Source organism: Streptomyces kryoterrae (assembly GCF_054072135.1).
In genome coordinates, this window is sequence record NZ_CM133358.1 from 10,047,906 (window position 1) to 10,071,720 (window position 23,815).

A 23,815-nucleotide genomic window follows, 5' to 3' on the forward strand; every position below is an offset into this window, starting at 1 on the left:
GCTTCCTGGTGGACGGCACGCCGCGTGTGAGCTGTCAGACCGAGGCGAGGCGGGCCAGCAGCGCCTGACCGTCCGGTACACCGAGTCCTGTGCAGGCGTCCCAACCGGGCGTGGCCGCGAAGTCGCCGATGTCGCCCAGGGTGATGTCACGGAAGCCGGCCGGGCTCACCCCCGGTGCCGCACCCTCGTACAGCACGGGCTGGAGCATGCCAAGCGGGTGTCCGAGTGCCTCGGCGAGACGGACGGTCAACGCGGCCCATAGCGGGGCCACAGCGCTGGTGCCGCCGATGATCTCGTCCCGGCCGTGGATGAGTACTCTGTATCCAGTCTTTGGGTCGGCGTCAGCGGCCACATCGGGCACGCCGCGTCGGGGGTCCTGGCCATTGCCGTTGGGTACGCCGACGTTCGCCTGCCAGCTGGGCTGGTTGAACTTGCGGCTGACGCCGCCGCCGGAGGCGGACCCGTTGCCGTTGTTCCACACGGTCTCGGAGTTGACGGTGCTGGTGGCCGGGTCGGCTTCCAGGTGCGTACCGCCGCAGGCGAGGGCGCGGGGGCTCGAGGCGGGGAAGTCGGTGTGCCGGTTGCCCGTCGGGTCGCCGTCGCTGCTGCCGTTGTCACCGGAAGCCACGCAGACGGTGACGCCCATGGCAGCGGCGTCGGCTAGCGCGGCGTCGAGGATCGCGCGGCCTTGGGCGGTCCAGAGGTCCTCGCGCTGGCCCCAACTGATGCTCACTGCTGTGGGCGTGGGATCGGCGAACACCGCGGTGCTGATGGCGTCTGCGAAGCCCTGCGCGCTGTTCTCCGCGAAGTACACGACTTGGCGCGCACCGGGCGCCAGCGCGCCGATCACCTGGCTGTCGAGCATCACCTCTCCGTCGGCCGGGTCGCCCGGGCTGTTACTGCCGTTGCCCACCTCGACGACGTCCACGCGCGGCGTGGGGATGCCCAGCTTGGCGAAGTACGCGTCCAGGTCGCCTGGCGGGATCCCGCCGCCGAGTTGGAGGACGGCGATCGTGTGACCGCTGCCGTCCGTGCCCTGGGGGAAGCGGTAGATCCTGCCGAGGTCAACGGGCGAGTACGACGTCTGGGCGGCATGGGCCTTCATGCGCTGGATGTGCGGGCGGGCCTGCGGTCGGTTGTCCAAGCCCGTCACGCCGATCACCACGCCGTCCCACTCGGGCAGGATGCGCAGGTCGCCGGTCCGCTGCCGGTGCTCTACCATGCGTGCTTCGTCCGCCGGGTCCGGGGTCGTGACCATGGTCAGTGAATCGGCCTGCACTACGGACCGGAGCTGGCCGAGCATTCCGGAGATCTTGACCTGCCGTGAGGCCGGATCCGTTTGCGTCACCGTCAGCCCGTGCTGCTCCGCTGACCGCTTCACCATGTCGATGTCGGCCGGGTCGGCGCCGTAACGGGCCGCCAGTTCCTCACGCGTGATCGTCTCGGGTCCCTCGACCAACTCATCTGGGATCTCGGTGCGACGGCGCAGGACCAGGGTGACCTCGATGCGTTCTGAATCGCTTACCGCTCCGGTCGAGCGCGCATCCGCGTGGGCGCTGCGCTCACTGCCTCGGAGGGGAACCAGTCGCGTGTTGTTCATGAGTTCGAGAGTTCCACCGAAGCATGCGGTTCGCATCCTGTGCCATCACCAAGCGTAGCCATGCCCAGTAAGGCGACCTGAAATCGCCTGCGGCGCAAAGAAGCTGCTCACCCGGTGTGTGGACGGCACAGCCGCCCCGGCGCCCGCCGTCGCGAACCACAGCAGCGCCGTCGGGCCACCGGGCCGAACCTGCCAGCGCCTGGCCCCAAAAGCCGATACAGCGGACTCACCCTCTACCAGATCCTCGACACCATCCAGGACCTGCTGACCTGCTGGACCGGCACCTGCATCACCTGCCACCGCCCCTGCCCAGAACACCCATCACCAGCCCAAACCCAAGAACCAGAACAACCTGACGGATTCCTACTAGCGCGGTGTCAATCTGCCCACGGGAGTTCGGTCCATCGAACGTGTCGACGCCGACCGGCACCTTGAACACCGCCACATCGAGCAGTAGCCGCCAGTCAGCGTCCATAGCGAGCTGCGTCAGGCCAGCGGCGTCCGCTGCTTCGTCGATGGCAGCCTCAACGAGTCGATCCACCTCGCCGTTCCCGGCTGGCAGTGCCTGACCGGCCCGCACCGCGACCTGATGGTAGATGCCCGGATGGCCGCCGACCGCCTGCAGGACTCGGGTCTGTGCGTTCGCGTCCAGCATGGACAACCGTCGGGCGAGCAGGCGCGCCTCGACGGGGTGCAGAGGCCCGACTTGATGCCGGTGCATTCGGGGGGTACCGGGAAGTGCGAACCGCAGGCGGGCGGTGAGCACCAGCGGCGTGGTCGGCGTGAGCTGGGTCCAGGTGGTGAAGAACCAGGCGAGTTGCTGTTCGGCGAGCAGCCAGTCGGCTTCGCCGGGCGCCTCCGGCGGCAGGAGAGCGGCGTCGGGAACATCGGCGAGCAGCAGCACGGGGCCGTGTTGCATCGCCGACCAGATCGTGTCGAGGTAGCGGAACCGCTCAGTCCCTGACCGACGACCGCTGGTCCAGCGCTCGCTGCTGCCGTACCGGCGACACCCGGCCGAACCCTCAGCAGTGTCCTGCGGCGAAGTGCCGGTCGGAGCCCTCGAACTCGATCAGGGTTCCGGTGTCCCAGGCGGCCGCGCGCTCGATTACCCGCAGCAGCTCATCGGCCCAGTCCCGTCCACAGGCCCCCGGCCCGGATGCTGCGCCCGGTGCTGGCGGGGTCGGTTCCACCACCAGTTCCAGCGGCTCACGCATGCCCGTCACTCGCAGCACCAGCACCCCGGCACCGGCGTCCACACCGACGATCCGGTCACCCCGCACCCGGCGCTCCCCGACGCGCAACCACACCCTGGACCGGCTGGCACCCACGTCAGACCTCCGCCCTGACTACCGCCCACGCTCCGGGCGGGTGGTGCGCGCAGTCATCCACTCAGAGTTCCACACGTGGCGGCAGGTAGCTGTCCAGCACGTCCACGTCATCACACAGGCAAGCGGGCGCGATTCGTTGGATGCTTTCGGGCTGTACTTCCCGTCTTGTCAGTGGCGGCGCTTACGGTCGGTGCCATGGATCTGGAGACGTCACCGTGGGAGCCACGTGAACGAGTGGAGTACATCCGGGAGCTGGCCGGCAGGGGCGACCTGACCGTGCTGTCACGCGCACTGCTCTTCCCCGAAGGCCGGCAGGACGAGGGCTTCGGCGTGATGACCGTTCTGCGCGGCCTGCCGGAGGCCGACCGCAAGGCGCTGGCCCGGTCGTTCGTCGAGGACACGACGACGCAGGGCGGCCCCGATGCCCAGAAGCGCGGGCTGGTGCTGCTCGCCGCCGTCGCGAGCGGCTTCGCCGACGCTTCCTGGTGCGAGGCGTGGGAGGCTCTGCTGAGGGACAAGGCACGTCGGCTCTGGTACTCGCAGACGGACGACGAAATGTGGACATGCAGCCACGCCCTGCTGGACGCGAGCCGGCACCTGCCCGGCGCGGTGATCGGTCTGCTGCGCCGCTCCGCGAAGGAGTGCTGGCGGCCGGAGTGCATGGAGCCCGTACTCAGCCGCCTTCGCGGGCCCGTGCTCAGCCCCGGTGACCCCTGGGCCGACCACGTCCTCACCGAACTGCCCACGCTGGGCAAGCCCTGGCACGCCCTCGTGGAGCACGCTCTGCACGCGCCGATGGGGCGTCCCACCCGCATCTGGGACCGTCGCGCGCTCGCCCTGGCCGGCCCTCTCGGCCTTGAGCAGGTCCGTCACATGGTGACACCCTGGCTGGAGCTCGCCGCCGATGGCGGAGGCGCCAGCGACGGCGACTACGACCCGTACAACCTGCCCGCCCTCGCCGGCCTCACCTGGCTGCTCTCCCTGCTCCCGCCGCACCCCGCGTCGATCCGCACCCTTGGCGCCCTGGTCGAACGCCCACCCCTGAGAACCCCGTTGACCGGCACTGCCGTACGCGCCCTGGCTCGCCTCCCGCACCACCTGGGCCTCCCTGAACTGCAGCGCCTGTCCACCTGTGTCCGGCACAAGGTGACGCACAGACAGATACACCAGGCACTGGAGCGCTGATTACGTCGTCCAGGGCACTCAGCCTCACGGCCTTCATCCGCAACGAGCCTCAGCCACCAGTTCCCCTGGCAGACGCTGGACGGAGTCGAGGTCCGCGGCGCTCCTCGACATGGTCGTCCAGCTCGGGGTGAGGCGGCAGCTCAGGGCGGTTTCGTGCTCGGCGCCCAGGGCGGTGGTCGCGTGTTCGTCGGCCGTGCGGGAGAGTTCGTCGGCTTCCGTCCAGCTTTGCTGCTTGCCGAGATTGTCGGCGAGCCTGGCGATCGTGGACAGGGTGTGGGGATGGTCCGGCCCTGTTGGCGGGCATCGTTGTATCGGTCCCACTGTTCTCGAACCAGGAGAAGTACGTGGGGCGGGTGCGCGAGCAGTGGCCGTTGTTCGGGGATGTGACCTGCCTGGTCCGTCGGGTTCGTGGTGAGCGCGGGGCTGTATGCGGTGTTGCGGCGGGCCGGCCGGGCCTACGTCTAGGAAGCGGCTGTGAGGAGGTTCTTCTCCAGGATCACCGGCAGTGACAGGGTTCGGTAGCCGACCGAGGCGAACAGGACGGTGATCCGGTTCTCCTCCTCGCTGAGGACCTCACCGTCACCCCACTGCGGGTGGTGGACCGCGGTGCCGGGCACAAACGGGTGGTCGTGGCGCGTGGGTGAGGCGGTCCGGGGGCGGGACAGGCCAGGGACGGCGCCGCCGACTGCGGATTCGGCGCCGGTGGGCCGCTGTTCGCATCGGTCGCAGTTGCCGCAGGGGGAGTTGAGGCGCTCGCCGAAGTAGCCGAGCAGGAAACGCCGTCGGCAGCCGGTGGTCTCGGCCAGGCCGCGCATCATGTCGACCCGGGAGCGTTCCATGCTCTCGTGCGCGAGGCCCAACTTTACGGCCCGCGTGGCGGTTTCCTCCGCATCGGCGCCGGGGACCGGGGCCACCTTTCCGCGTTCCGTGGTGAGGGCTCCGGCACTCTCCAGGAGGTTGAGGACGGCGGTCAGCCGGCCGGCGGACAGGCCGGTCTCCTCCTGGAGTTCCGTCGGTGTCACCGGGGTCGCACGGTCCCGTACGAGGCGGGAGACGTCGGCGATGGTGTCCGCGTCCGGGCGGCCGGTGGAGAAGAACCTCTGCAGGCCCAGGTCCTCGACGCGGTAGTGCAGGATGGCCCGGGACGGCTCGCCGTCCCTGCCCGCCCGGCCTATCTCCTGGTAGTAGGCGTCGAGGGACCCGGGCACCGAGGCGTGCAGCACGAACCGTACGTCGGGCTTGTCGATGCCCATGCCGAATGCCGAGGTGGCCACCACCACGTCCAACTCGCCCCCGAGGAACTGGTCGTGGACCGCGCTGCGGTCGGCCGAACGGCTGCCCGCGTGGTAGGCGGCGGCGCTCAGGCCGAGTTCGCTCAGCTCGGCGGCGTACGCATCGGCGTCCTTGCGGGTGGCGACGTAGACGATGCCCGGCTTGGGCTCGGCCGCCGCCCGCTCCACCACGGCGCGCCGTTTGGCCGTGTTGTCCAGGAAGTGTGTGACCTCCAGGCGGATGTTGGGCCGGTCGAACCCGGCCACGACCTCGTGGGCCTTGCGCATGCCGAGCTGCTCGATGATGTCGGCTCGCACCGGTGCGGCGGCGCTGGCGGTGAGGGCGAGGATGGGAGGGCGCCCGATGCTCTCGGCGGCCTGTCGGAGCCTGAGGTAGTCCGGCCGGAAGTCGTGGCCCCAGGAGGACACGCACTGCGCCTCGTCCACGACGAAGAGGGACGGTCTCAGCGCGGCCAGCCGCTCCAGTACGTCCTGCTTGGCGAGTTGTTCCGGGGCGAGGAAGAGAAACCGGGCCGTTTGGTCGCGCACGCTCTCCCATGCCTGCTCGTTCTGCGCCCTGGACATCGATGAGTTGACGGCGACGGCTCTCTGGCCGCTGTTGCGCAGCAGTCCGGCGATCTGGTCCCGCTGGAGGGCGATCAGCGGTGACACGACGAGCGTCGGACCGGGGAGCAGCATGCCCGGCACCTGGTAGACCGCCGACTTGCCCGAGCCGGTCGGCATCACCACCATGGCGTCTCTGCGGCGCATGACCGCTTTCATCGCGGTGAGCTGGCCGGGACGCAACTCGTCCCATCCGAAGGCCACCCGTGCGGCTCTGCGGAGACGGCGGGCGACGAACAGGCTGATCGGCAAGGGGACTCCCGAAGCGGTTGCGCGCGACCGGGGCGGAACCGGACGGGCGGTGGTGGGTCTAGTGCCCGCCCCGGCCCGAAGCAGTCCGATCGCCAGGCGCGGACTGCGACGGCACGGTCGCGGCAGGCCCGCGAGCGTCACGACTGCCTTCAGAGGCTTTTGCCTCGACCGTGTTGCCGGGAACGGCCAGCACGTCCTTGCCTATCTGCGCGACGCAAGGAGTCCCGGCCGCGGCTTGCGGAGACCGCCCGGGAACGGCTTCTCGCCCTGGCGCGCGCAACCTCCATGACCCCATCGAGCAAGGCAAACCGCCCCATCTGTATCGATCGGCCCATCAAGGGCCAGGGTGGCGCGCCAATCCTGGATCCGGAGCTCACTCTGCGAGAGCGTGCAGCGACGCTACCGCTTTGCCCAACCGGCGAAGGCAGCGCCTCGTCCGGCGGCGTCCGGGAACCCGGCACGGTGGACCGCGGTGAGGCTCAGGCGTGCACCCATGTCGAGGTTCACTTCTCCGCACATCTTCTTATCTGGACGTGGGACCAGAACAGCGGGGTTAGGTCGCGCCGGTCGGCGGGCGTGAGAAGATCCGCCCACTCGGGTCCCGAGGATGTCCTGCGGGACGGTCTCGAGTGGTTCCGGCGACTGGTCGCAGACTCAGGCGCCGTGTGAGTGGCGTGGGATGTCGCGGAGGATGTCGTCGATGTGCCCGACGGACTCTTCCCAGGTTTCGCCACCGGCTTCGAGGTGCATGATGCGCCGGATCTGGTCGGGGTTTAGTCCTCGATCGTGAAGGCTGATGATCTGTTCGCGCCAGGCGATGTTGGTGGCCGCGCCGGTGTAGTCGCCTTCTGCAGCAAGATGTCGATCGGCGATTTCGCGGGTCTGGGTGAGTGCGGAGTCGGCTCGCCGGAGGCTCGCGATGGACACGAAGACGGCGGTGGCGTTGCCGGCCACTCCTGATGCGACTGCGACGATCGTCCAGATGTCTGCCATGTTCCCCCCGGTTGGCATTTCCGGCTTTCTACCCGTGGGGGGAGTCGCGGTATGCCCTCTTCGCGACGCAATCACCGAGAACGGGTTGCGCGCTGATCCATTCGTGCGCGGACTGACGATGCGCAGGGCCGGTGCGGTGGATGTGTACCGCACCGGCACGGCACATCGAGCGCACCACGATGCGCAGGGCTGGGACCGGCGGTGCGCCCGCGCCGATGTCGCACACCGACGGCTGAGTGCGCCGTGAGGGCGCGCTCCAGGTAACTCAGTGCGCGTCGCCTTCAGGATGTCGCGCTGTCATCGGCTTCCTGCCGGAGGACGGTTCTTGGTGAACCGGATGATGGTGTTGGCGATGCCCAGATGGCGCTGGGGACGCACCCACGCGTCCACTCCTCCAGCGCGGCCAGCAGGACACACCCGTGGCCCCGGCCTGGGTGGGGGATTCGTTCGTCTACGCGCTGGTCTCGACATTCCCCGAGTCGTCCGAAGACCCGTTTCCGGATTGGACACTCGGGAGTCGCCAACACCATCCCTGCCAACGTGGACTGGCCGCATCAGTGTCAGAAGTTGATCTGGTGCAGTCGTCGGGCGCAGCCCCGTCAGGCTCGTGGAGCGCACCGCACCGTGGTGATGATGACGAGTGAGGGAAGCACGAGCGAGAGTCCACTCAGGGTGTAGGCCTCCCAGGGTGGCATCGACGTCCAGTGCTCCCAGGCAACGCCGACACTCCACCCGCCTGCCACTGCCAGGAGACCGCCTACCGTCACGGCTGTCTTGGACGCGCGACGCACCCGGCGATCCAGCACGATTTCGTCCCGCCAGTACGCAGGCCATTCGGCCTCGATGACTCCGCCGGGCAGCGGGTCGGGTGGTGGCGGTGTTTGAGGAAGGGGCTTCCACCAGAAGAAGGAGACGGCCGCCATGAGGGCGACGCCGCCGACGATGACGAGCGTGGTGGCCCATCCGGGAACGTGTCGTTGGAGCACGGAGTTGTTGAATGCGTTGGTAGACACGATGAGCATCAGCATCGAGAACTGGGCCGACAACTGGATCAGCCCCCGGAAGTAGCGGACTTCGCCGTTCTTGTTGCGATCGTAGGCCGGCAGAAGCCAGGCAAGCGCGACGATCACCATCAGAGCGCCCGCGGCGAGGATGGCCCCGGCGAACAACTGTTCCGTGATGGCGCGGGTGCACACCAACTCCCCGGACGTGATGGCGTACAGGTACGACGCCATGGCAAGGCCGATGAAACAGGAGAGAAGGAGCTTCAGGCCCCGTGAGGCGTGGCCGTCTCCGCTGCTTGGGTTCTTCTGACCGATGACGGTGACCAGGCCGGCGAAGACGAAGCCGGCCAGGATGCCACAGAAGGCGCTCATCGACTCTGCGGAGGCTATGGGGTTCCAGTCGACGCCGTCGGTGCCTAAAAGGCAGGTATCGGGGGCGATGGGGGATGGCGCTACGGGTGTGGTCATAGCAGCTGATGGTGACAGCTCGGCACCGGCTGCATATCTGGCGGAGCTGAATCGTGACGGTCTGTTCCGGGCGCGGGACGCACAACACGCGCCCAGGGCGGTTTCTTACGGATGAACCACTCGCCAGGGGGTCGTGGTCGGCCCGACCACGACCCCCTGGCGAGTGGACACGGGCTGCCGGGGCGGGTGTTTCTCCTTGACCACCGTCGCTGCCAGCCACGAACAGGTCGCGGACAGGGGGTGGGTGTGCACGATGGCCGCCACGCGCCCGCAGGAGGGGCATGCAGCAGCCACCGAGCCATCGGCGCTCTCTTCGGCGTGGGTGCCCCACTGGCCTCACAGGCCGGTGTAGGACGCCAACGCACAAGGAGGAGACCGGGGATGATGACCGACATCAGGCGCCCGCCGTACCCTGACCGCACCGCCGACCGGGGAACCGCGTGCCCAGCGCCGGGAAGGTTGGTCGGCCGGGCAAGTCGCCGCAGTCTCCTGCCGTCGGCGCTTGCGATCCCACTGCCGTACCCACTTCCGTGCCCGGCACCGGCGATCATGACATTTCCCCAGTACACGACGGCTTTTCGGTGCGGCGACGCGTCGTCACGACCCTCTTCTCGCCTCCTCTCACTGACCAGGCCCTGGGAAATAGGTGGGGGTGGGGTGTCAGTGGTGGAGGCGATCATCGGGTTCAGGGCGCGCCTGGTGCCCTCTGCGGCCGGGCGGGGGCGGCGCCCGGCTGGTGGCCGGTCGCGACGTAGGGGAGGGCGGGGCTGATGGCGAAGCGCAAGACGAACGAGGCGGGATCGTCGACCGGCCTGCGCGCCGATGTGCTGCGTGCGCTCGGGGTGCTCAAGGCCGCGACGGCGGATCAGATCCAGCGGCTGTCCTCACCGCACCTGATTTACCGGCACACCACGAAGAAGACGGCGGCCGTACGGCAGGAGGCGCGCACCGCCTCTCATCGCGGTGCGCTCAACGACCTGCGCAGGCACGGTCTGTCCGTCGATGGCGGCCGCACCCGAGGGAGATGACGACCGACTTGGTCCTCCTGTACGCCTGCAGCGCCTCCGGCCCGGATTCGCGTCCGCCGCCGGGCTTGAGTTGGACTGGGGGCTGGAGGAGATGGGCGGCATGCTCAAGAGCGCGGGCTGCTCGGGTGCGTCGCATGCGATGACGGTTAACGAGACGGTGATCGCGATGATCCGTCCGAAGCCCGATCTGGACCTGGTGGCCGGTGAGCCGGCCGGAGCCGTCGCCGCCCGGGCAGCCGTTGATGCGCCTGACGGGATCGGCACCATCACCTTCTACGCCACCGAGGTCGCCCTCCCGTCGACGGGCACGTGGAAGAACCCCGGCGTGGGAGGCGTGTGGGCCGACGTCGTCCTCACTGCCCCGGAGGCCGGGCTGTCGCTGCTGTTCATCATGGCCGGCGACTGCACCGGGGAAGCCCCGGTCATCGCGGTCAAGTTCGACAAGTACCTGCGCCATTTCCACCGCAGGGCGAAGGACACCGACGGCCACGAGAAGCCGATGTGGCGCACCCGATGGTCCGCGCCCGATCTCGGGTGGGGGGACGCGACGCACCCGCCGGTCCTGGTCGTCTTCCACCAGGTCGGCAAGCGGTCCGCGCTGTAGCAGATGGAGCGGGTCGCCGACCTCACCCGCGAGCACTGGCAGGGCCAGTGGGCCGAAGGCGGCTTCCGCATCTACGACGGGAAGATGCCGATCGTGGCGACCACGCTGGAGCTGCTGCGCGAGCACCGCCCTGCCGGGCCCGCGTTCCAGCGCTTCGGCCGCGAGGGCTACCAGAACCTCTGGGACGCGATCGGCAACCCCCGCCGGGATGCCTTCCTCGCCCGCCGCGCCGAAGACGCGCGGCGCCGCCTAGCGCAGGAAGCCGCCGAACGTGAGGCGCAGCGCCCGGTGTGCGGGGACTGCGGGCAGAAGTTCACCGATGACCGGTGGAAGGCCATCACCGCGGTCGAATGGGATCACGGGGACAGCCACCCGCATCTGTGCGACAACTGCAGGTACCGGACACTCGAAGCGGAGCAGCAGGCACGCTCGGATGAACGCGAGTGCCAGGAGCAGGAGCGCCAGGGGACGGAGGCGGCGCACGCCGACCAGAAGGCCGGCGGCTGGTTCTCCCGCTTCCGGACCTGACCCGGGCCACACCGGTAGCGTCGGGCTTGCCCAGGACCGCTTGGACAAGCCCGCGTTGTCAGTGGCGGCTGCAAGGCTGAACGGTATGGACAGCGATGACGAGCAGCTGCTGCGAGGCCGGGTCTACGGTCACGACACAGACGACCCTCACCCAGGTCCCCGCCCCGGCCGCGCCTACGCCGAACTGGTCGGCGGGCCGCTGGACGGGCTGCTGCTCGACATCACCGGCTGGAGGCAGGACGAGATCGACACCGGTGTCTCCCTCCAGACCGAGCTGGGGCACTTCGGCCCTGGTGGGAGGGCGTTGTACGACCCGCGCCCCGGCGACCCGGCCCGCTGGGACTGGGGCGGCGACAGTCCCTGATCACCTTCCTGACCTCCACGGCTGGAAGTGGCAGGGCAGGGCGGACGTCCAGGCACCGCTGGCTCATCAGGCCGGGCAGCGCCCGATCCGGCGCAGCACGTCATCGAACGCCATCCGCAGGGTGCGCCATTTCGTACGCTGACCGGTGTGACGGATGAACTGCAGTTCCTGGCCGACGCCTTGACCGCCGACTACGTGCACGGCCGGTGGAAGCCGGGGGCGACCGAGGAACACCGGGCACGGATCCTGTCCGCGCAGGCGAGCACCGACGGAGGCCCGGACGGACTGGCCGCCGGCGGCGTCCTGAGTGCCGAGTCCATCGAGCAGATGCTGCGCCCGCACCCGGAGCTCGGTGCCTGGAGGCTGGCCCCCGCGCTGCGCGCCTACCCTTCCGGCAGTCCCGATGCCCAGACGCTCATACGGGAACTGCTGGACGCGATCGCCGTCGACGGGTTCCCGCTGCTGCCGCCCCGCTCCCTGCGCTACATCGAGGCCCCCGCCCCCTACAGCGGGGACGCCCCGTCGGTCTTCCTGGGCGGTGGGATCACCGGATGCCCCGACTGGCAGTGCCGGGCCGTCCTGCAGCTGGACGCGATCGGCTCACCGGCAGTCGTCATCAACCCCCGACGCGCCGTGTTCCCCGTCGGCGAGGCCGAAGCCACACGGGAGCAGACCACGTGGGAGTACGAGCACCTGCGGGTCGCCGACGTGATCCTCTTCTGGTTCTGCGCGGAGGCCATCCAGCCCATCGCCCTGTACGAGCTGGGGTCGCATGCCGCCCGCGGTACCCGCCTGGCGGTCGGCGCGCACCCGGACTACCCGCGCCTCCTGGACGTTGTCGAGCAACTGCGGCTCGCCCGCCCGGACGTGACCGTCCACGACTCGCTGCACGCTACCGTCCGGGCTGCTGCGGCGCTGCTGCCGGCCACCCCCGCCACCCGCGCCTGATCCCCAGGACTGGGCGCAGGTCCTGGTCGTCCTCACCGGGCTGCGCGTGGCCGGCCCGGGATCGTGCGCGTGCGGCTCGCTGTGGTCGGGGCGCGGTGCGCGGCCGTGCGGGATTCCCCCAGTCGCGCGGTGTCCGAGGACGGGCGGGCCCTGCGCCTGGCCCTGGACGACGTCCTGGACCTGGTCGTGCGCGCGACGGCCGACCGGCTGAGCGAGCGGTCGGCGGCTTAGTTGGCGGCGTCGGCCGTCTCGGGCGTGTGATGCTTGAGCGCGGTACGGGCCGCGAGGACGTCGGCCGCGGTGAACTCGCTCCAGTACGCGTGCGTGACGATCGCCGTGGCGCGTTCGAGTTTCCGCGCCCGTAGCCGGGCCATCTCCGCCGCGTCCTGAGTGTCCCAGCCGAGGGAGGCGGGGCGGGACGCCGGACGCCAGGCGTTCTCGTGCGTCTCCCAGGCGTCCAGCGGTTCGGCCGACCACTGCACCCGCTGGTAGAGGGTGTGCAGTTCGGCGCGGACCTGACGGAGGTCGTCCTGCGCGTCGGTCAGGTCCTGGGGGAAGTCGTACGAGGCTGCCACGAGCCAAAGGTACTGCTGTTCGAACCGCGCTCCGGTCTGCCGCGCGGCACCATCTCGTGCACCCACCCGTGCGCCTTCTCCTGCACGATCTCTTGCGTCTTCTCTTGCGCGCGGTGTCCCGACGTTGCCGCGTCTGTGCAGGTCAGCCCCATCGTGCGGGTGTGGTTGGGGCCCTGACGTCCCCGTTGCGGCCGCTTTGCCCCTGTCCCTGGCTGGAGTTGAGGAGTGAGGGAGGGCGGGATGGGCGGACGCTGCCGGGGATCGGGGCGCGCTCGCCAGTTGCGCGCCGGGCGGGGCCGCCGCGCCGGGGCCGCCCGCCGGTGCGGCGGCCGGAGAGCGGCCACCCAGTCCCCTCGGGACGCACTGTCAGTGACGGCTGGGAGGGTGAGCGGATGAACGGCGACGATGAGCAGTTGCTGCGCGGCCGGGGCAGGTCTATGTGGAGCTGACGGGTGGGCCGCTGGACGGGCTTCTCCTGAAAGTCACCGGCTGGACGCCGGATGAGATCGACACCGGCGTCTCTCTGCAGACCGAGTTGGGGCGGTTCGGCCCGGGAGGCAGGGCCTTGTACGACCCGCGTCCCGGTGAGGCGGGCCGTACAAGGCCCAGACGGCCGGCCAGGCGAGGCGGGTGAATCCTGATCGGTCTGACCAGCATCCTTGGACAGGTCGGATGTCGGCAGCCCGGACTCTGACGAGCCGGCTCTGTGTCCCGAAACTCCTGAGGAGTTGGATGCCTTCTGGCGTGAGCACGAGAACGTCACCATCTGGTGCGGCACCATGTTCGAGGGCGGCTGTGGCCGTCAGCTCATGACCAGGCGGTGCACCGGCAAGATCTGCCACTTCGCCCACACCGAAGCGTCGACTGCGACCATAGGTGCGGGCGCAGGGAACGCGGCAAGGACAGCGCCGACCGTCTCTTCTCCAAGGCCCACTTGGCGTCCTGGCTGCGAGAGCTCGGCATCGCTGCCGAGTTCACCTACCCCGAGCCTCTCGGGTCCGCTGTGATGATCGGCTTGGAGGACGGGCGGTCACTCCTGGTCCACCTCGACCGTAACCGGCCCGTCGCCCGGGACAATGACGCATGGGAGACCATCCTGGGGCCCGGCGTACTCATGACCCCGGGGGCGCTTGCCCAGCGCGGCTACGTTCACCGGATCCGCTTCGACGACCGCCCCGGGGGCGGCCGCACCATGCGGTTCGGCACCGAGCTCCCCGGCGAGGGCACCACCTGGGGAAGCCTGGACGACGTCGTCCTGACCCCCGAGAGCCTGCTTCACACGACCAGCCCGTCGCCGTCCGCACGTCGGCCCCTGCGGCGCAGCAGGTGACCGCTTCGGTGGAGCGGGCGATCGTGACCGTCACCCCCTCCGTCGCGCGCACCGCGCCCTTCGCACGGCAGCCCGATCCCATCCGACGGGCACTGCTTCGTCTCGACATCGCCTTGCGTGACCATCCCAGGCGAATCCTGCCCGCAGTGGAGGCCATCCGGCGGCAGGTGCAGGCCGATCGTTCGGGCCCTTCGCGCCGTACACCGCGCCCATTGCCGCTTGGGTCATGGACGGGGAAGGCATCTTCTGGCCCGTCATCGGCGTGAGCGAGACCGAGGACGGGGGACCGCACCGGCCGTCTCCGGATGGCGAGTACACGGTCCGCCCGCACCTCAGCAGCGGGATCAAGATCATCGCCCCGGACGCCTGACCACGAGCCCGCACACCTGACCGGACACGCGGGAGATGCCATGGACCCACGCGGCGGGAACCACGAGCAGCTGACGCTTGGAGGGGGGCTGGTTGGTGTACGGAGTGGCGGCTGGCCTGGTGTGTTGCTGGTTTGCTGAGAGGCGAGGTGGGCGGCTTCGGTGGGGAGGCTTGGGTGTGTGAGCTGGGGTTGTGTCTTGTGTGCTGAGCGGGGCTGGGTTCGTTGAAGGTAGCTCTAGCGTGAAAAGGCCCGGCTTGGGTTTGTGCTGGTCAGGGCTGGTACTGGCTGATGGGTGGGGTGTTAGCGGCTTCGGGTGGGGCGGTGGTGTTGCTCGGCGAGGTGGTCGAGGCGGATGGTGTCGAGTGATTGCTTGGTGATGCGTTCGGTGCCGTCGTGGATGGCGGTGATGGCGGCTTGGCGGATGAGTCGTGTGAGGGATCCGATGCGGCCGGCGGTGCGTTGGTGGAGGTAGGGGGTGTGGCGGGGGAGGGTACCGGGTTTGTGGTGGTGGAGGTCGAGGTTGTTTTCGATGTCGGTGATGACGTCGCGGAAGGGTTGGTGTTGGCCGTGGCGGGCGGGGAGGGGGCCGCAGGTGATGAGGGTGGCGCGTCCGGCGAGTTGGGCGCCTCTCACGCCGGTGAAGAGGGGTGTGTCGGGGAGGTTGATGCCGGCGTAGACGAACGTGGCCCGGAGGCGTTCGGTGAGGTCTTTGAGGAGGTCGGCGGTTTGGGCGCCGGTGGTGGTGCGGGGGTTGAGGCGGTGGATTTCGTCGATGAGGACGAGTTGGATGCCGGCGGCGGTGTAGGTGTGGCAGACGGCGTCGGTGATCTGGGTCTGGGTCATGCGGGTGGTGGTGGGGATGCCGAGGTAGCGGGCGAATTCGGTGATGAGGGTTTTCGCGGTGGCGCCGGGCGGGACGAGGACGTACGCGACGGGTACCGCCGCGTGTGCTGATCCGGGCGGGGTGGGGTTTTTGCGGGTGTGGGCGAGGTGGCAGGCGCGGCCGACGTGGAGGAGGGCGGTGGTTTTGCCGGCTGCGGCGGGTCCGGTGACGATCAGTGAGGGCCGTGCGGTGGCCTGTTGGTGGCGGCCCAGGATCATCAGGGTGCGGACCTGGGTGGCGAGTTCGCTGATCGCGGGGGTGCGGATGGTGACGAACGCGGAGTGGTAGGCGAGGCGTTCGTCGGTGCTGCGGGGCGGCTGGCCGGGTTGGGGCGGGGCGGGCGGGTCGGTGGTGGCGAAGCGGTGCCAGCCCTGCCAGGTCGTCAGGGGCCACGGCGGTGCGGCCGCCCCGCCGCTGTCGGCACTGTCGTGGCGCGTGCCGGCTGGTGTGCTGGTCGGGTCCTGCCCCGTGGGGTGTGGGCTGGTGTTCACCATTTGTCGGCTTCCTCGTGTGCGTCGTAGAGCCCGAATCCGGTGGCCGCGGCGGGAGGGGTGTCGTCGTCGGGGAGGTCGTCGAGGTCGTCGATGCTGTCGTCCTCGTCCCACGCTGGGTCGTCGGCGCCCTGGCTGGTGTCGTGGTCTGGTCGGCGGGCTGAGGGCAGGGCAGTGGCGGTGGTGCGGGCCACGAGTGCCTGTTCGGTCTTGGTGGCGTGGCCGCTGTGGACGCGGCGCATGAGCTGGTCGAGGGCGTCGGCGAGGTCGGCCTCGTACTGCTCTGTATCGCCGTGGTTGCCGTGCAGGGCGAGGGTTCTGATGTGCTGCCAGGTGCGGTCGTTGAACGGCTGGTGGACGTGGTCGCGGTGGATCCACGGGATTTCGGTGAGTTCGCCGTCGGGTAGACGCACCCAGATCTGGCGGACGTCGTGGGGGTTGTGGTGGATCTCCCATTTCCCGCCTCGGCCGGCGACCGGGGAGGGCTGGCCGCGGTGGGGGGCGAGGAGGTCCGCGTCGTAGGTGCGGTGGTGGATGCGGATGCCGGAGGCGGTGATGGCCTGCCAGCGCACGGGCAGCAGCTCGAGGTAGTCGTGGCCGGTCAGCGGGACGGGGACGTATCCGGCGACGGCGATCAGCGCGGCCCACATCTGGTTGGGGGTGAGGGCTTTGCGGGGCATCATTGGGTGGCGCAGGCCTTCGTGGGGGCGGTGGTGGTAATGCACGAGCCATTCGTCGAGGAGGTCTTGCAGGTGGGGGACGCTGTAGCAGGCCTCTTGTTCGGCGTCGGGGCCGCGGCGGGTGACGTCGGATCCGGTGTAGCCGGGCAGGTGCTGGCAGAACAGGTGGTTGATGGTGCCGAAGGCGCGCTCGACGATGCCTTTGGCGGTGGGGGCGAACGGCGGGGCGGGCTGGACGCTGATGCCGAGGGTTTCGCAGGCGGCGGTGAACGCCCGGGAGACGAAGACCTTGCCCCGGTCGACGACGATCGTCTCGGGCAGGACGACCGGCCGGGCCGCCGCACTGGCCAGACGCTCATCCAGCGTGGCCAGCAGCTGGTGGGGGAGTGCCCGGTCGTGGTCCATGCGCAGGATGTCGGGCCAGGTGGGGCGGGCGGGGTGCGGGACGGCCATCTCCGCCAGCAGCAGGGCGGCGTCGACGGCTTTGGTCGCGCTGGGGCACAGCACGGCGGCGAGGATGGCGCGGGTGGCGACGTCGATGGCGATGGTGAGTTCGGGGCGGGCGAGGGTGCCGTCGTCGAAGAGGGCCAGGACGTCCAGGCGAGTGGTGTCGACCTGGACCTGCTCGCCGGGCCGCAGTGCCGTGGTGGGGGTGAAGGCGCGTCCGTCGAAGCTGGCGGAGGTCTGTCGGACGGGGCCACTGGGCAGTTCGCCGGGGCGGGCGAGGGTGGTGACGAGCCGGTACAGCGTGGCCTGGGACGGCGTCGGCACGGCGTTGGGGCCGTGCCGGTCCTGAAGGATCTGGTTGACCAGGGGGAACAGGCCGTTGATGGTGCCCCTGGAGCGGCCGCGCCGTCGGCGCAGCGCCTCGCGGACGGCGGCGACGACCCGTTCGTCGGCCCGCCCGGTGGGGCTGGGGGCACGGGTGCTGCGGTGGTCGAGGAGCCCCCACAGGCCTTGTTTGCGGTAGGCGAGCCGCATGCGCTGGACCGTGGTGCGCGAGACGCGGCCGAAGCCGAGCGCGGTCAGCTCCTGGGCCTTGGCCTGCTCCCGCTCGGCCAGCGTGTGCTGCTCGGGGTCGTACTGCGGCCGCACCGCCCCTTCGCTGCCGGGCCCGCCGGCAAGGCCGCATTCGACTTCCCTGACGTGCCGCTGCCAGGCCAGCGCCTTCTCGCGCGCCGCGGCGGGGGCGCTCTCGAACAGCCCCCACTGCGGGGCCGCCTGGGGCACGTCGGCCCCGATGACGGTGAAGCCGGGGTCGGCGAACAGGTGCCCGGCGAGCACGGCCTCACCGCCGCCGTCCGGACCGAGAAGGTGGATGTCCTGCCCGGCCAGAGCGACCACCTGCCATTTCACGCCACGGAAGCGGACATGCGCCCCGACCTTCACCGCAGGCCGGGCATTGCGCCGCGCGCTCACCCGGCGCCGTCCGTCTTGTCCAGGCCGCTCCAGCCGCACGGGCTGACCAGGACGCGTTCGTGCAGCGGCGTATCCAGGTTGGTCGTCAGCTGTCTGTGCCACAGGGCGTGGAAGACGGCGGGGAGGACCTCGATCGGGTCGCCGGCTGCTTGGGCGCCTTCGATCAGCGGCCGCGGCCGCGCGAAGGCCTCAAGGAATGCCGTCATCAGACCGGGCCTGCCCTGGTTGCGGGGGTGGCGGTAGCCGGCCAGCCATTTCAGATTGGCGGCCAGGACGTCGTCGAGCGGTGTCAGGCGCCGGTAGGTCCAGCCGATGTGCGCGCACGCCTCGGCTACCGCCTGGGCGGCGCCCAGGGCGCGTTCGCCGCCGGCGTCGGGGTGGCTGGGACAGTCGGCCAGCAGGGCGGTGCCGTCGGTGTAGCGGGCGAAGAGCTGCGGCACCCAGGAGCGGACCTGCCCGCGGGGGGTGCGCCACAGCAGCCGCACCGGCCGCCCGGCCAGGGCGGTCACATCCGGGTCGCGGTCCAGGGCCATCAACTGGATGCGCATCGCGTTCGATCCGGCAGATACGTGCCGTCCGGTCGTCGCCGACCACCACAGCCCAGGCCCCCACCGCCGCCCCGGCACTGCCGGGAACGCGGAGACGGGCGGCAGGTCCTCGAAGGCCACCGCCAAGGCCGCGTCCGCCCACCGCTGCTGGACCACCTGCCCTACCGGGTCGAGGAAGACCGCCTCGTACCCCGCGCCCCGATCCGCCTTCACTCGCTTCGCCCGGCCCCCGGGCCCGGTTGCACCACCGTTGATCACCTGCTTCAGACAATCCGTATCCGCGTGCAGGCAGGGTGTTTTCCGGGATTCCTGCCACGAACGGGTACCGCGTGCGCTAACGGTTGACGAGCCCTCTCGGAGGCCGCCCGCACGCTGCCGCCGATCCGTCAGCCGTCGTCGTCCTGGCCGGCCGCGAGCATGTCCATCAGGGTGTCGGCGGGCATTCCCGCCCACTGGGCGATTTCTTCCAGGGGCATCCCGGCGTTCGCCGCCACCAGGGCGGTCCGCTTCCAGGCGTTGTCGATGAGGGCGGCGCTGTGGCGGAGGGTGCGCAGGAGCTGCTGGGCGACGTCGGCGGTCGGTCCGGTCTGTACTCCGCGCAGTTGGAGCAGTTGCTCCTCGGCGCTCTCGATGGCCCGGGTGATCAGCGTGCGCTGTTCGGCGGGCACCACCGCGCGCCACATCCTTCCCGAGCCGGGTGCCTTCTTCTCCTTGCCCAGCACCCGCAGCTGTCCGGCCATGGTGGCGGGCTGGTGTTCCTGGCGCAGCCACCAGGGGTCGTTGTCGTATCCGGGTGGTCCGCCGGCGCCGCGGCGGATACGGATGACGGCGCCCATCCAGGAGGTCAGCGGGCCGCCGTAGTCGGTGGCGGCCACAGGTCCCAGCCACTCCCGCCCGACCCGCTCGCCGAGTCGGCGGCAGAACATTCCGTCGGCGGGCAGCGCCCGTGGCCGCCCGGCCCCGCTGTCCGTCCACACCAGCTGGGCCATGGCGGGGTCCAGCAGTGCGTCGGCGACGGCCACCACCTCGGGGAAGACGACCGCGTCCCGGCCCACGATCCGCCACCGCTCCAGCTCCGTCCCGGCGTTGCCACCCGCGACCTGGTGCAGCCGCCCCGGCCAGATGGTCTCCCGCTCCCAGTGCAGAGCCTGCTCCCACCACCGGGCCACCACCGCATAAGCCAGCGCGAACACCCTCTCCGGCTCCGCACCAGCGCGTACCGCCCGCCGCGCCACACCCGTCCACCGCCGCTGCGCCGCAGTCACTTCCGGCACGCCCCGCACGTCCAGATACTCAAGAGGCTGGTCGGCGTCCGCGTCCATCAGCCACCGCCCGTGCCCGACACACACCCGCTCCCAGCGCGGCGTGTACCGCACCACCCGCACGACCGTCCCCGTGCGCCGGGCCGCGCACAGGCGGCAGCCGAACGCCACCGGCCCGGCGACCGCGCCGCCGGTCCGCCACGCCGCCGCCGGCACCCCGTCCCTTCCGGCCGACAACTTGGCGTCCTCCTGGTGCCAGGACGGCAACGCCCGCGCCAGGACCTCTTCGGTGACGCCGCACAGGCTCGCCAGTAGCTGTCCTCCGGGCGTGTTCAGCAGCACCTCGGCGTCGGCCCGCGCGCCCCCGCCGTCGTACGTGGGCGGGTAGTTCCGCCACTGCCAGCACGACCGCAGGTCCTTGGCCCGCAGCCCGTAGCGATGTGCGACGCGCCCCATTAGTGAGGATGTCGTCTCCCTCTCGAAGGGGGCGACACGGAAGATCCCCGATGGACGGGGAGCGTTGTACAGGCGTGAGCTGACCACTTCGGCCTCGGTCTTCCGGTGGCGATGGGGCGGGCTGGCCACTGGCTGGCTCAGGCAGCACGGCGTGCGGCGTGGGCATGCTCCTGGCACAGAAGGCACCAGGTGGCCGCAGGATCCGGCGCCGCCCCGCCCAGGTCCGCGGCCGCATTCTGCGTGGAGGGGGCCGCGTGGCCGCGGGACCCGGCGGGCAGCCCGGGGCCGCGGCCTGGTTCCCTGCGCACGGTGGGGTGGCTGCCGTCGCCCGACGGCCCGCGCGGTGCCTTCACCGCTCCGCCGGCTTGCGGCCCCGGCTTGTTGGGGCTGGACGTACTCTTCAGCTCAAACACCACGTGCTTGCCGTCGTGCTCCAGGAAGAAGTCCGGCTGCCAGGACTTGAAGCCTTGTGCGCTCGTGCCGTTGCGGGCGGCTTCTGCTGCCAGATGGTCCCGAAATCCGCTCGCGATGATCTGCTCGGTGGTCGCGTCCGGCAGCAGCTCGAGAAGCCGCCTCCAAGAGGTGCTGCCGACTTGATCGGCCAGTGCCTGTTCCTGCCCCTGCATCTGGCGTGCAGCATGCACCGCTTCCAGGCTGCGCTGCCGCCGGCGGATGGCCTGCTGCCGTGCGGTCGAGGTGTCCACCAGTTCCTGCACCGTGGCGGCGGGGGAGAGATTGATGATCTTGTTGAAGGCAGTCAGCCATGGCATGTGCCGCTGGGGCGGGATGCCGCAACCGGTCAGGAACGCCTGGAGCTGCTGTTCATCGGCGGGAATGGCGTGACGCTTGACGATGCGGGCCGCGCTGCTGACCGGCAGTGCGAGCGGGTTGCCCGAGCGCTCCCGGATCTCCCGCAGGCTCGGCACTCCGGCCTGTTCCCACACCGCCTCCAGCGCTCTGCTCAAGTCGGCCGCGTCCGCGATGAGTTCGGGCCGCGGGGCATGCAGCTGAGCCAGACGGCCACGTTCCTCGACACGGGCACGGCGCCACCACTCGTCCGCCGCCTCCACGGCTTCCTGGCTGCCGCCGCAGCCCGTGACATAAGCCTCGACCGTGGCGCGCTTGGCCACCACGGTCCCGGAGGCCGCCCGCTTCAGTGTGGCCGGCGACAGCCCGGTGCGGCTGGCCAGTGTCGTGTAGGTGATTGCGGCCGCCTCCCGCCAACTGCGCAGGTGTTCGGCCAGCCGTCCGCGCGCGGGCCGGCTGTGGTCGACGGGCTTGTCCTTGCGTCCCATGCGGAGCCTCGCCTACTTCCCGGCGGTGGCGCGCAGCATCGCGCCGGCCAGCGAGGCCATGCGGCGGCGGCCTCCACCGGCGGCCATGACCGCTGCGGCACCCAGGGCGCCGCAGCCTCCCAGCAGGACGAAGATGTCCTGTACGGGCATCCCGGTGACGTGCAGGGCAACGCCCAGGACGGGAAAGGAGACGGCGGTGAACGCCTGCGGCGCGCCGAACCGGAGCGGGGGGTCCGTCTGGCCGGGCTCGGTGCGGGGCGCGGGGGCAGTGTCGGTCGGCATGCGAAGTCCTCTCGGTGCGCCCCGGCGCCAAGGCGCGGTGGACCGGGGCGGGGTGAAGTGCTACTGGCTGCAAGTCCCGTAAGCACAGGGGCGATTGGCGTCGTCGTCCGTGCCGGGCATGCCTCCATCATTTCAGTCCCGGGCCTGTTCCCGCAGAGTGATCGCCGACCGCAATGCCCCGTACTGGTGAAATGACTGTTTTTTGGCTCGGTGGTGTCCAAAGGAGCGGTCTTGCCCCTCGGGCCCCGCCCCGGTGTCGTGCCGGTGCCTGAACAGCGCTGCGGCGACGCCACCGCCCTGGCCGCTCGCCTCAGGCGCCGGGATGGTTCATCCATGTCCATGCTCGGCTTGCCGCGGCTCCTGTCTATGAGTGATGGTGGGCCACAGAACGCGACGAGGCCGGTTCTATCCGGCCCGCGAACGTCCTTGAACTGCTACTGGCTGCAACCGACGCGGCAGGGACACCCGGCAGATCCACGTTGGCGCGTGAGCTGCCCGCACCAGGCCGGCGCCCTCTCACGGGCGCCGGCCTTCGTCGTACTCACGGCCCTGTGTTGTACCTCCGTGCGATGGCGCCTCGGCCGCCGGTGTCTTCCCCACCCGCGCACCGCCTCTGTAGGCAGCTGAAGCGGTTCCGGGCCAGGGCGCGGTCATCTGTCGGCCATCATTTCCGCACGCCGATCTCGTGGCGCGGTCTGCCGGATTATCTGTGCCGGGCCTTACCGTGAGAAACGAGCATGTCCTTTGAGGGGGAGGACGCGTGGCGAATCTGGTCTGGCACACCAAGCTCGGCATTCACCTGGGTCTGGCGCCTCGATGGGTCACTCCACCACGGTCTCGTGTTCGCCGATCCGGGCGGGTGTTTTCGCAGTAGCCGTCCAGTCCTGGGCCCGTCGTCTGCTGCTTCTCCAGGCCGTGGGTGTCCCTTTTCTGGAGCCTGCGGACGTTGCTGTGGCGGGGATTGGCCCGTTCGAGCGCATCGTGATGATCCGATCGCACTAAGCTACGCCTGTGGTGGTTGGCGAAGATGCTCAGGTGAAGGGCTTCTCGGGGGCCCGCAGAGCCAAGCAGTGGCTCGAGGGCACGATGCGCATCTTCGGCGCGTACGCGAACACGGACTCGGAGTCCTGCGGTCGCCGGCTGACTCTGTCCTGGCCATACGGAGGCCGGACGTTCTCCTTCGATCTGGGGGGCGCCATGCGCGGTGACCCCTACCAGAACGACATGTTCTGCGCGGAGGTCAAGAACTACGCGCAACCCAGCGACCAGGGAACCCAGTTCGACGAGTTCCTCGCCAAGTGCTACGTAGCTGCCCAGGCCCAGCACCACCTCAGCGACCACTTCATGTGGATCACCTGGGCACCCTTCCGCGCGAACTCCTGGTCCACCCTCAACTCACCCGGCCAGGTGGAGACCGCGGTCCTTCAGCACAGCAGCCGCGTTTTCGGCACCAGCGACCCCGAGGAAGCCCGAAAACTCCTGGACGTTGACCTCGCCCAGTCGGTCGCCGCACGCCTGTGGCTGATCGTGCTCTCGGACAAGCAGGAAACTCTCCTGCCGCTCAAGGACTGGGCAGCCATCGTCGCCGCCGAACTCACCCGCAGAGAGGGCTCGTGGTGAACATCGTCGAACAGTCGATCTCCCAGGCCATGGACGAGCCCGACGACCGGATGATGTTCACCCGGCTCAAAGACATCGTCGCCCGGCACCTGCGCCGCATGGACCCCGGCGCCACCGTCACCAAGACCGAGTTCTTCAACCACACCCATGTCCCCGACATGGTCCTCGAATGGCCCGGCAGACCCCGCACACCGCGCCGGTTCATCTACCTGCGCACCACATCCGACCAGCGCGAACTGGAGGACGACCTGCAGCGCCTTCCCCGTGCGGACCGGCCGGTGCTCCTGGCGCTCGGCCAACTGCCCACCGCACGGCAACAGGGAGACCTTCCCCCGCTGCCCGGCAGCAGCACCGCGCTGCTCCTCGACGCTTCCGCGCTCGGCGCACTCCAGCCGGCCGACGACTCT

The 23,815-nt window shown here is 70.1% G+C and carries 24 protein-coding genes and 1 pseudogene; 11 read left to right on the forward strand and 14 right to left on the reverse strand.

The window, feature by feature from the left end; genetic code table 11:
- Window positions 1-34: 34 nt before the first annotated feature.
- From ACW4TU_RS44805 to ACW4TU_RS44815, 3 genes are all read right to left on the reverse strand, one after another.
- Window positions 35-1,600, reverse strand: a complete 1,566-nt coding sequence (locus ACW4TU_RS44805; RefSeq protein WP_457423263.1) for a S53 family peptidase — start codon at window positions 1,598-1,600, stop codon at window positions 35-37.
- A gap of 289 nt (window positions 1,601-1,889) precedes the next feature.
- Window positions 1,890-2,504 carry a hypothetical protein gene (locus ACW4TU_RS44810; RefSeq protein ID WP_457423265.1) on the reverse strand — a complete coding sequence of 205 codons (615 nt, stop codon included), beginning with the start codon at window positions 2,502-2,504 and terminating at the stop codon, window positions 1,890-1,892.
- Window positions 2,505-2,622: 118 nt separating this feature from the next.
- The gene (locus ACW4TU_RS44815; protein ID WP_457423267.1) at window positions 2,623-2,928 is read right to left on the reverse strand and encodes a hypothetical protein; all 306 of its coding nucleotides are present in this window, start codon (window positions 2,926-2,928) and stop codon (window positions 2,623-2,625) included.
- Window positions 2,929-3,123: 195 nt separating this feature from the next.
- Here ACW4TU_RS44815 and ACW4TU_RS44820 point away from each other — a divergent pair, with 195 nt between their 5' ends.
- Window positions 3,124-4,113, forward strand: a complete 990-nt coding sequence (locus tag ACW4TU_RS44820; RefSeq protein WP_457423269.1) for a hypothetical protein — start codon at window positions 3,124-3,126, stop codon at window positions 4,111-4,113.
- Between the two features lie 33 nt (window positions 4,114-4,146).
- Here ACW4TU_RS44820 and ACW4TU_RS44825 read toward each other — a convergent pair whose 3' ends face one another.
- From ACW4TU_RS44825 to ACW4TU_RS44840, 4 genes are all read right to left on the reverse strand, one after another.
- The gene (locus ACW4TU_RS44825) at window positions 4,147-4,434 is read right to left on the reverse strand and encodes a hypothetical protein (protein WP_457423271.1); all 288 of its coding nucleotides are present in this window, start codon (window positions 4,432-4,434) and stop codon (window positions 4,147-4,149) included.
- Window positions 4,435-4,574: 140 nt separating this feature from the next.
- Entirely contained in the window at window positions 4,575-6,167 is a 1,593-nt protein-coding gene (locus ACW4TU_RS44830) for a RecQ family ATP-dependent DNA helicase (protein WP_457430615.1), read from the reverse strand.
- 747 nt (window positions 6,168-6,914) lie between these two features.
- Window positions 6,915-7,253 carry a hypothetical protein gene (locus ACW4TU_RS44835; RefSeq protein ID WP_457423272.1) on the reverse strand — a complete coding sequence of 113 codons (339 nt, stop codon included), beginning with the start codon at window positions 7,251-7,253 and terminating at the stop codon, window positions 6,915-6,917.
- 599 nt (window positions 7,254-7,852) lie between these two features.
- Window positions 7,853-8,725, reverse strand: coding sequence for a hypothetical protein (locus ACW4TU_RS44840; RefSeq protein ID WP_457423274.1), 873 nt, complete (start codon window positions 8,723-8,725; stop codon window positions 7,853-7,855).
- Window positions 8,726-9,495: 770 nt separating this feature from the next.
- On the opposite strand from ACW4TU_RS44840, the gene ACW4TU_RS44845 reads away from it, so the two are divergent.
- From ACW4TU_RS44845 to ACW4TU_RS44870, 6 genes are all read left to right on the forward strand, one after another.
- Window positions 9,496-9,753 (forward strand): hypothetical protein, encoded by a 258-nt coding sequence (locus tag ACW4TU_RS44845; RefSeq protein WP_457423276.1) that lies wholly within the window; start codon window positions 9,496-9,498, stop codon window positions 9,751-9,753.
- Window positions 9,728-10,357 (forward strand): hypothetical protein, encoded by a 630-nt coding sequence (locus tag ACW4TU_RS44850; RefSeq protein ID WP_457423278.1) that lies wholly within the window; start codon window positions 9,728-9,730, stop codon window positions 10,355-10,357. The genes ACW4TU_RS44845 and ACW4TU_RS44850 overlap by 26 nt, the downstream gene beginning before the upstream one ends.
- A gap of 3 nt (window positions 10,358-10,360) precedes the next feature.
- Window positions 10,361-10,885, forward strand: a complete 525-nt coding sequence (locus tag ACW4TU_RS44855) for a hypothetical protein (protein ID WP_457423280.1) — start codon at window positions 10,361-10,363, stop codon at window positions 10,883-10,885.
- Window positions 10,886-10,970: 85 nt separating this feature from the next.
- On the forward strand, window positions 10,971-11,249 hold the full coding sequence (locus ACW4TU_RS44860) for a hypothetical protein (RefSeq protein WP_457423282.1): 279 nt from the start codon (window positions 10,971-10,973) through the stop codon (window positions 11,247-11,249).
- Window positions 11,250-11,396: 147 nt separating this feature from the next.
- The gene (locus ACW4TU_RS44865) at window positions 11,397-12,197 is read left to right on the forward strand and encodes a nucleoside 2-deoxyribosyltransferase domain-containing protein (RefSeq protein WP_457423284.1); all 801 of its coding nucleotides are present in this window, start codon (window positions 11,397-11,399) and stop codon (window positions 12,195-12,197) included.
- 69 nt (window positions 12,198-12,266) lie between these two features.
- The gene (locus ACW4TU_RS44870; protein WP_457423286.1) at window positions 12,267-12,428 is read left to right on the forward strand and encodes a hypothetical protein; all 162 of its coding nucleotides are present in this window, start codon (window positions 12,267-12,269) and stop codon (window positions 12,426-12,428) included.
- On the opposite strand, the gene ACW4TU_RS44875 is transcribed toward ACW4TU_RS44870, so the two are convergent.
- Window positions 12,425-12,772 (reverse strand): hypothetical protein, encoded by a 348-nt coding sequence (locus ACW4TU_RS44875; protein ID WP_457423288.1) that lies wholly within the window; start codon window positions 12,770-12,772, stop codon window positions 12,425-12,427. The genes ACW4TU_RS44870 and ACW4TU_RS44875 overlap by 4 nt on opposite strands.
- Before the next feature lie 421 nt (window positions 12,773-13,193).
- Here ACW4TU_RS44875 and ACW4TU_RS44880 point away from each other — a divergent pair.
- From ACW4TU_RS44880 to ACW4TU_RS44890, 3 genes and pseudogenes are all read left to right on the forward strand, one after another.
- Window positions 13,194-13,406 (forward strand): annotated as a pseudogene (locus ACW4TU_RS44880) (hypothetical protein); the annotation flags it as partial.
- A gap of 186 nt (window positions 13,407-13,592) precedes the next feature.
- The gene (locus ACW4TU_RS44885) at window positions 13,593-14,102 is read left to right on the forward strand and encodes a hypothetical protein (protein WP_457423290.1); all 510 of its coding nucleotides are present in this window, start codon (window positions 13,593-13,595) and stop codon (window positions 14,100-14,102) included.
- Window positions 14,103-14,328: 226 nt separating this feature from the next.
- A complete protein-coding gene (locus ACW4TU_RS44890) occupies window positions 14,329-14,472 on the forward strand; it encodes a hypothetical protein (protein ID WP_457423292.1) in 144 nt (47 codons plus the stop codon).
- Window positions 14,473-14,772: 300 nt separating this feature from the next.
- Here ACW4TU_RS44890 and ACW4TU_RS44895 read toward each other — a convergent pair whose 3' ends face one another.
- The 6 genes from ACW4TU_RS44895 to ACW4TU_RS44920 all read right to left on the reverse strand — a co-directional run bounded on the left by ACW4TU_RS44895 (window position 14,773) and on the right by ACW4TU_RS44920 (window position 21,788).
- Window positions 14,773-15,741 carry a TniB family NTP-binding protein gene (locus tag ACW4TU_RS44895; protein ID WP_457430616.1) on the reverse strand — a complete coding sequence of 323 codons (969 nt, stop codon included), beginning with the start codon at window positions 15,739-15,741 and terminating at the stop codon, window positions 14,773-14,775.
- A 101-nt stretch (window positions 15,742-15,842) separates the two neighbouring features.
- Window positions 15,843-17,945: a Mu transposase C-terminal domain-containing protein gene (locus ACW4TU_RS44900; protein ID WP_457423294.1), complete on the reverse strand. Its 2,103-nt coding sequence runs from the start codon at window positions 17,943-17,945 to the stop codon at window positions 15,843-15,845.
- The gene (locus ACW4TU_RS44905; protein WP_457423296.1) at window positions 17,942-18,706 is read right to left on the reverse strand and encodes a TnsA-like heteromeric transposase endonuclease subunit; all 765 of its coding nucleotides are present in this window, start codon (window positions 18,704-18,706) and stop codon (window positions 17,942-17,944) included. Before ACW4TU_RS44905 ends, ACW4TU_RS44900 begins: the two co-directional genes overlap by 4 nt.
- Before the next feature lie 173 nt (window positions 18,707-18,879).
- Entirely contained in the window at window positions 18,880-20,211 is a 1,332-nt protein-coding gene (locus ACW4TU_RS44910; RefSeq protein ID WP_457423298.1) for a DNA-binding protein, read from the reverse strand.
- A gap of 137 nt (window positions 20,212-20,348) precedes the next feature.
- On the reverse strand, window positions 20,349-21,506 hold the full coding sequence (locus tag ACW4TU_RS44915; RefSeq protein ID WP_457423300.1) for a helix-turn-helix domain-containing protein: 1,158 nt from the start codon (window positions 21,504-21,506) through the stop codon (window positions 20,349-20,351).
- A 12-nt stretch (window positions 21,507-21,518) separates the two neighbouring features.
- Window positions 21,519-21,788: a hypothetical protein gene (locus ACW4TU_RS44920; RefSeq protein ID WP_457423302.1), complete on the reverse strand. Its 270-nt coding sequence runs from the start codon at window positions 21,786-21,788 to the stop codon at window positions 21,519-21,521.
- Between the two features lie 1,011 nt (window positions 21,789-22,799).
- Between ACW4TU_RS44920 and ACW4TU_RS44925 the strand changes: the two genes are divergently transcribed.
- Entirely contained in the window at window positions 22,800-23,408 is a 609-nt protein-coding gene (locus ACW4TU_RS44925; protein ID WP_371572151.1) for a hypothetical protein, read from the forward strand.
- Window positions 23,409-23,815: the final 407 nt, after the last annotated feature.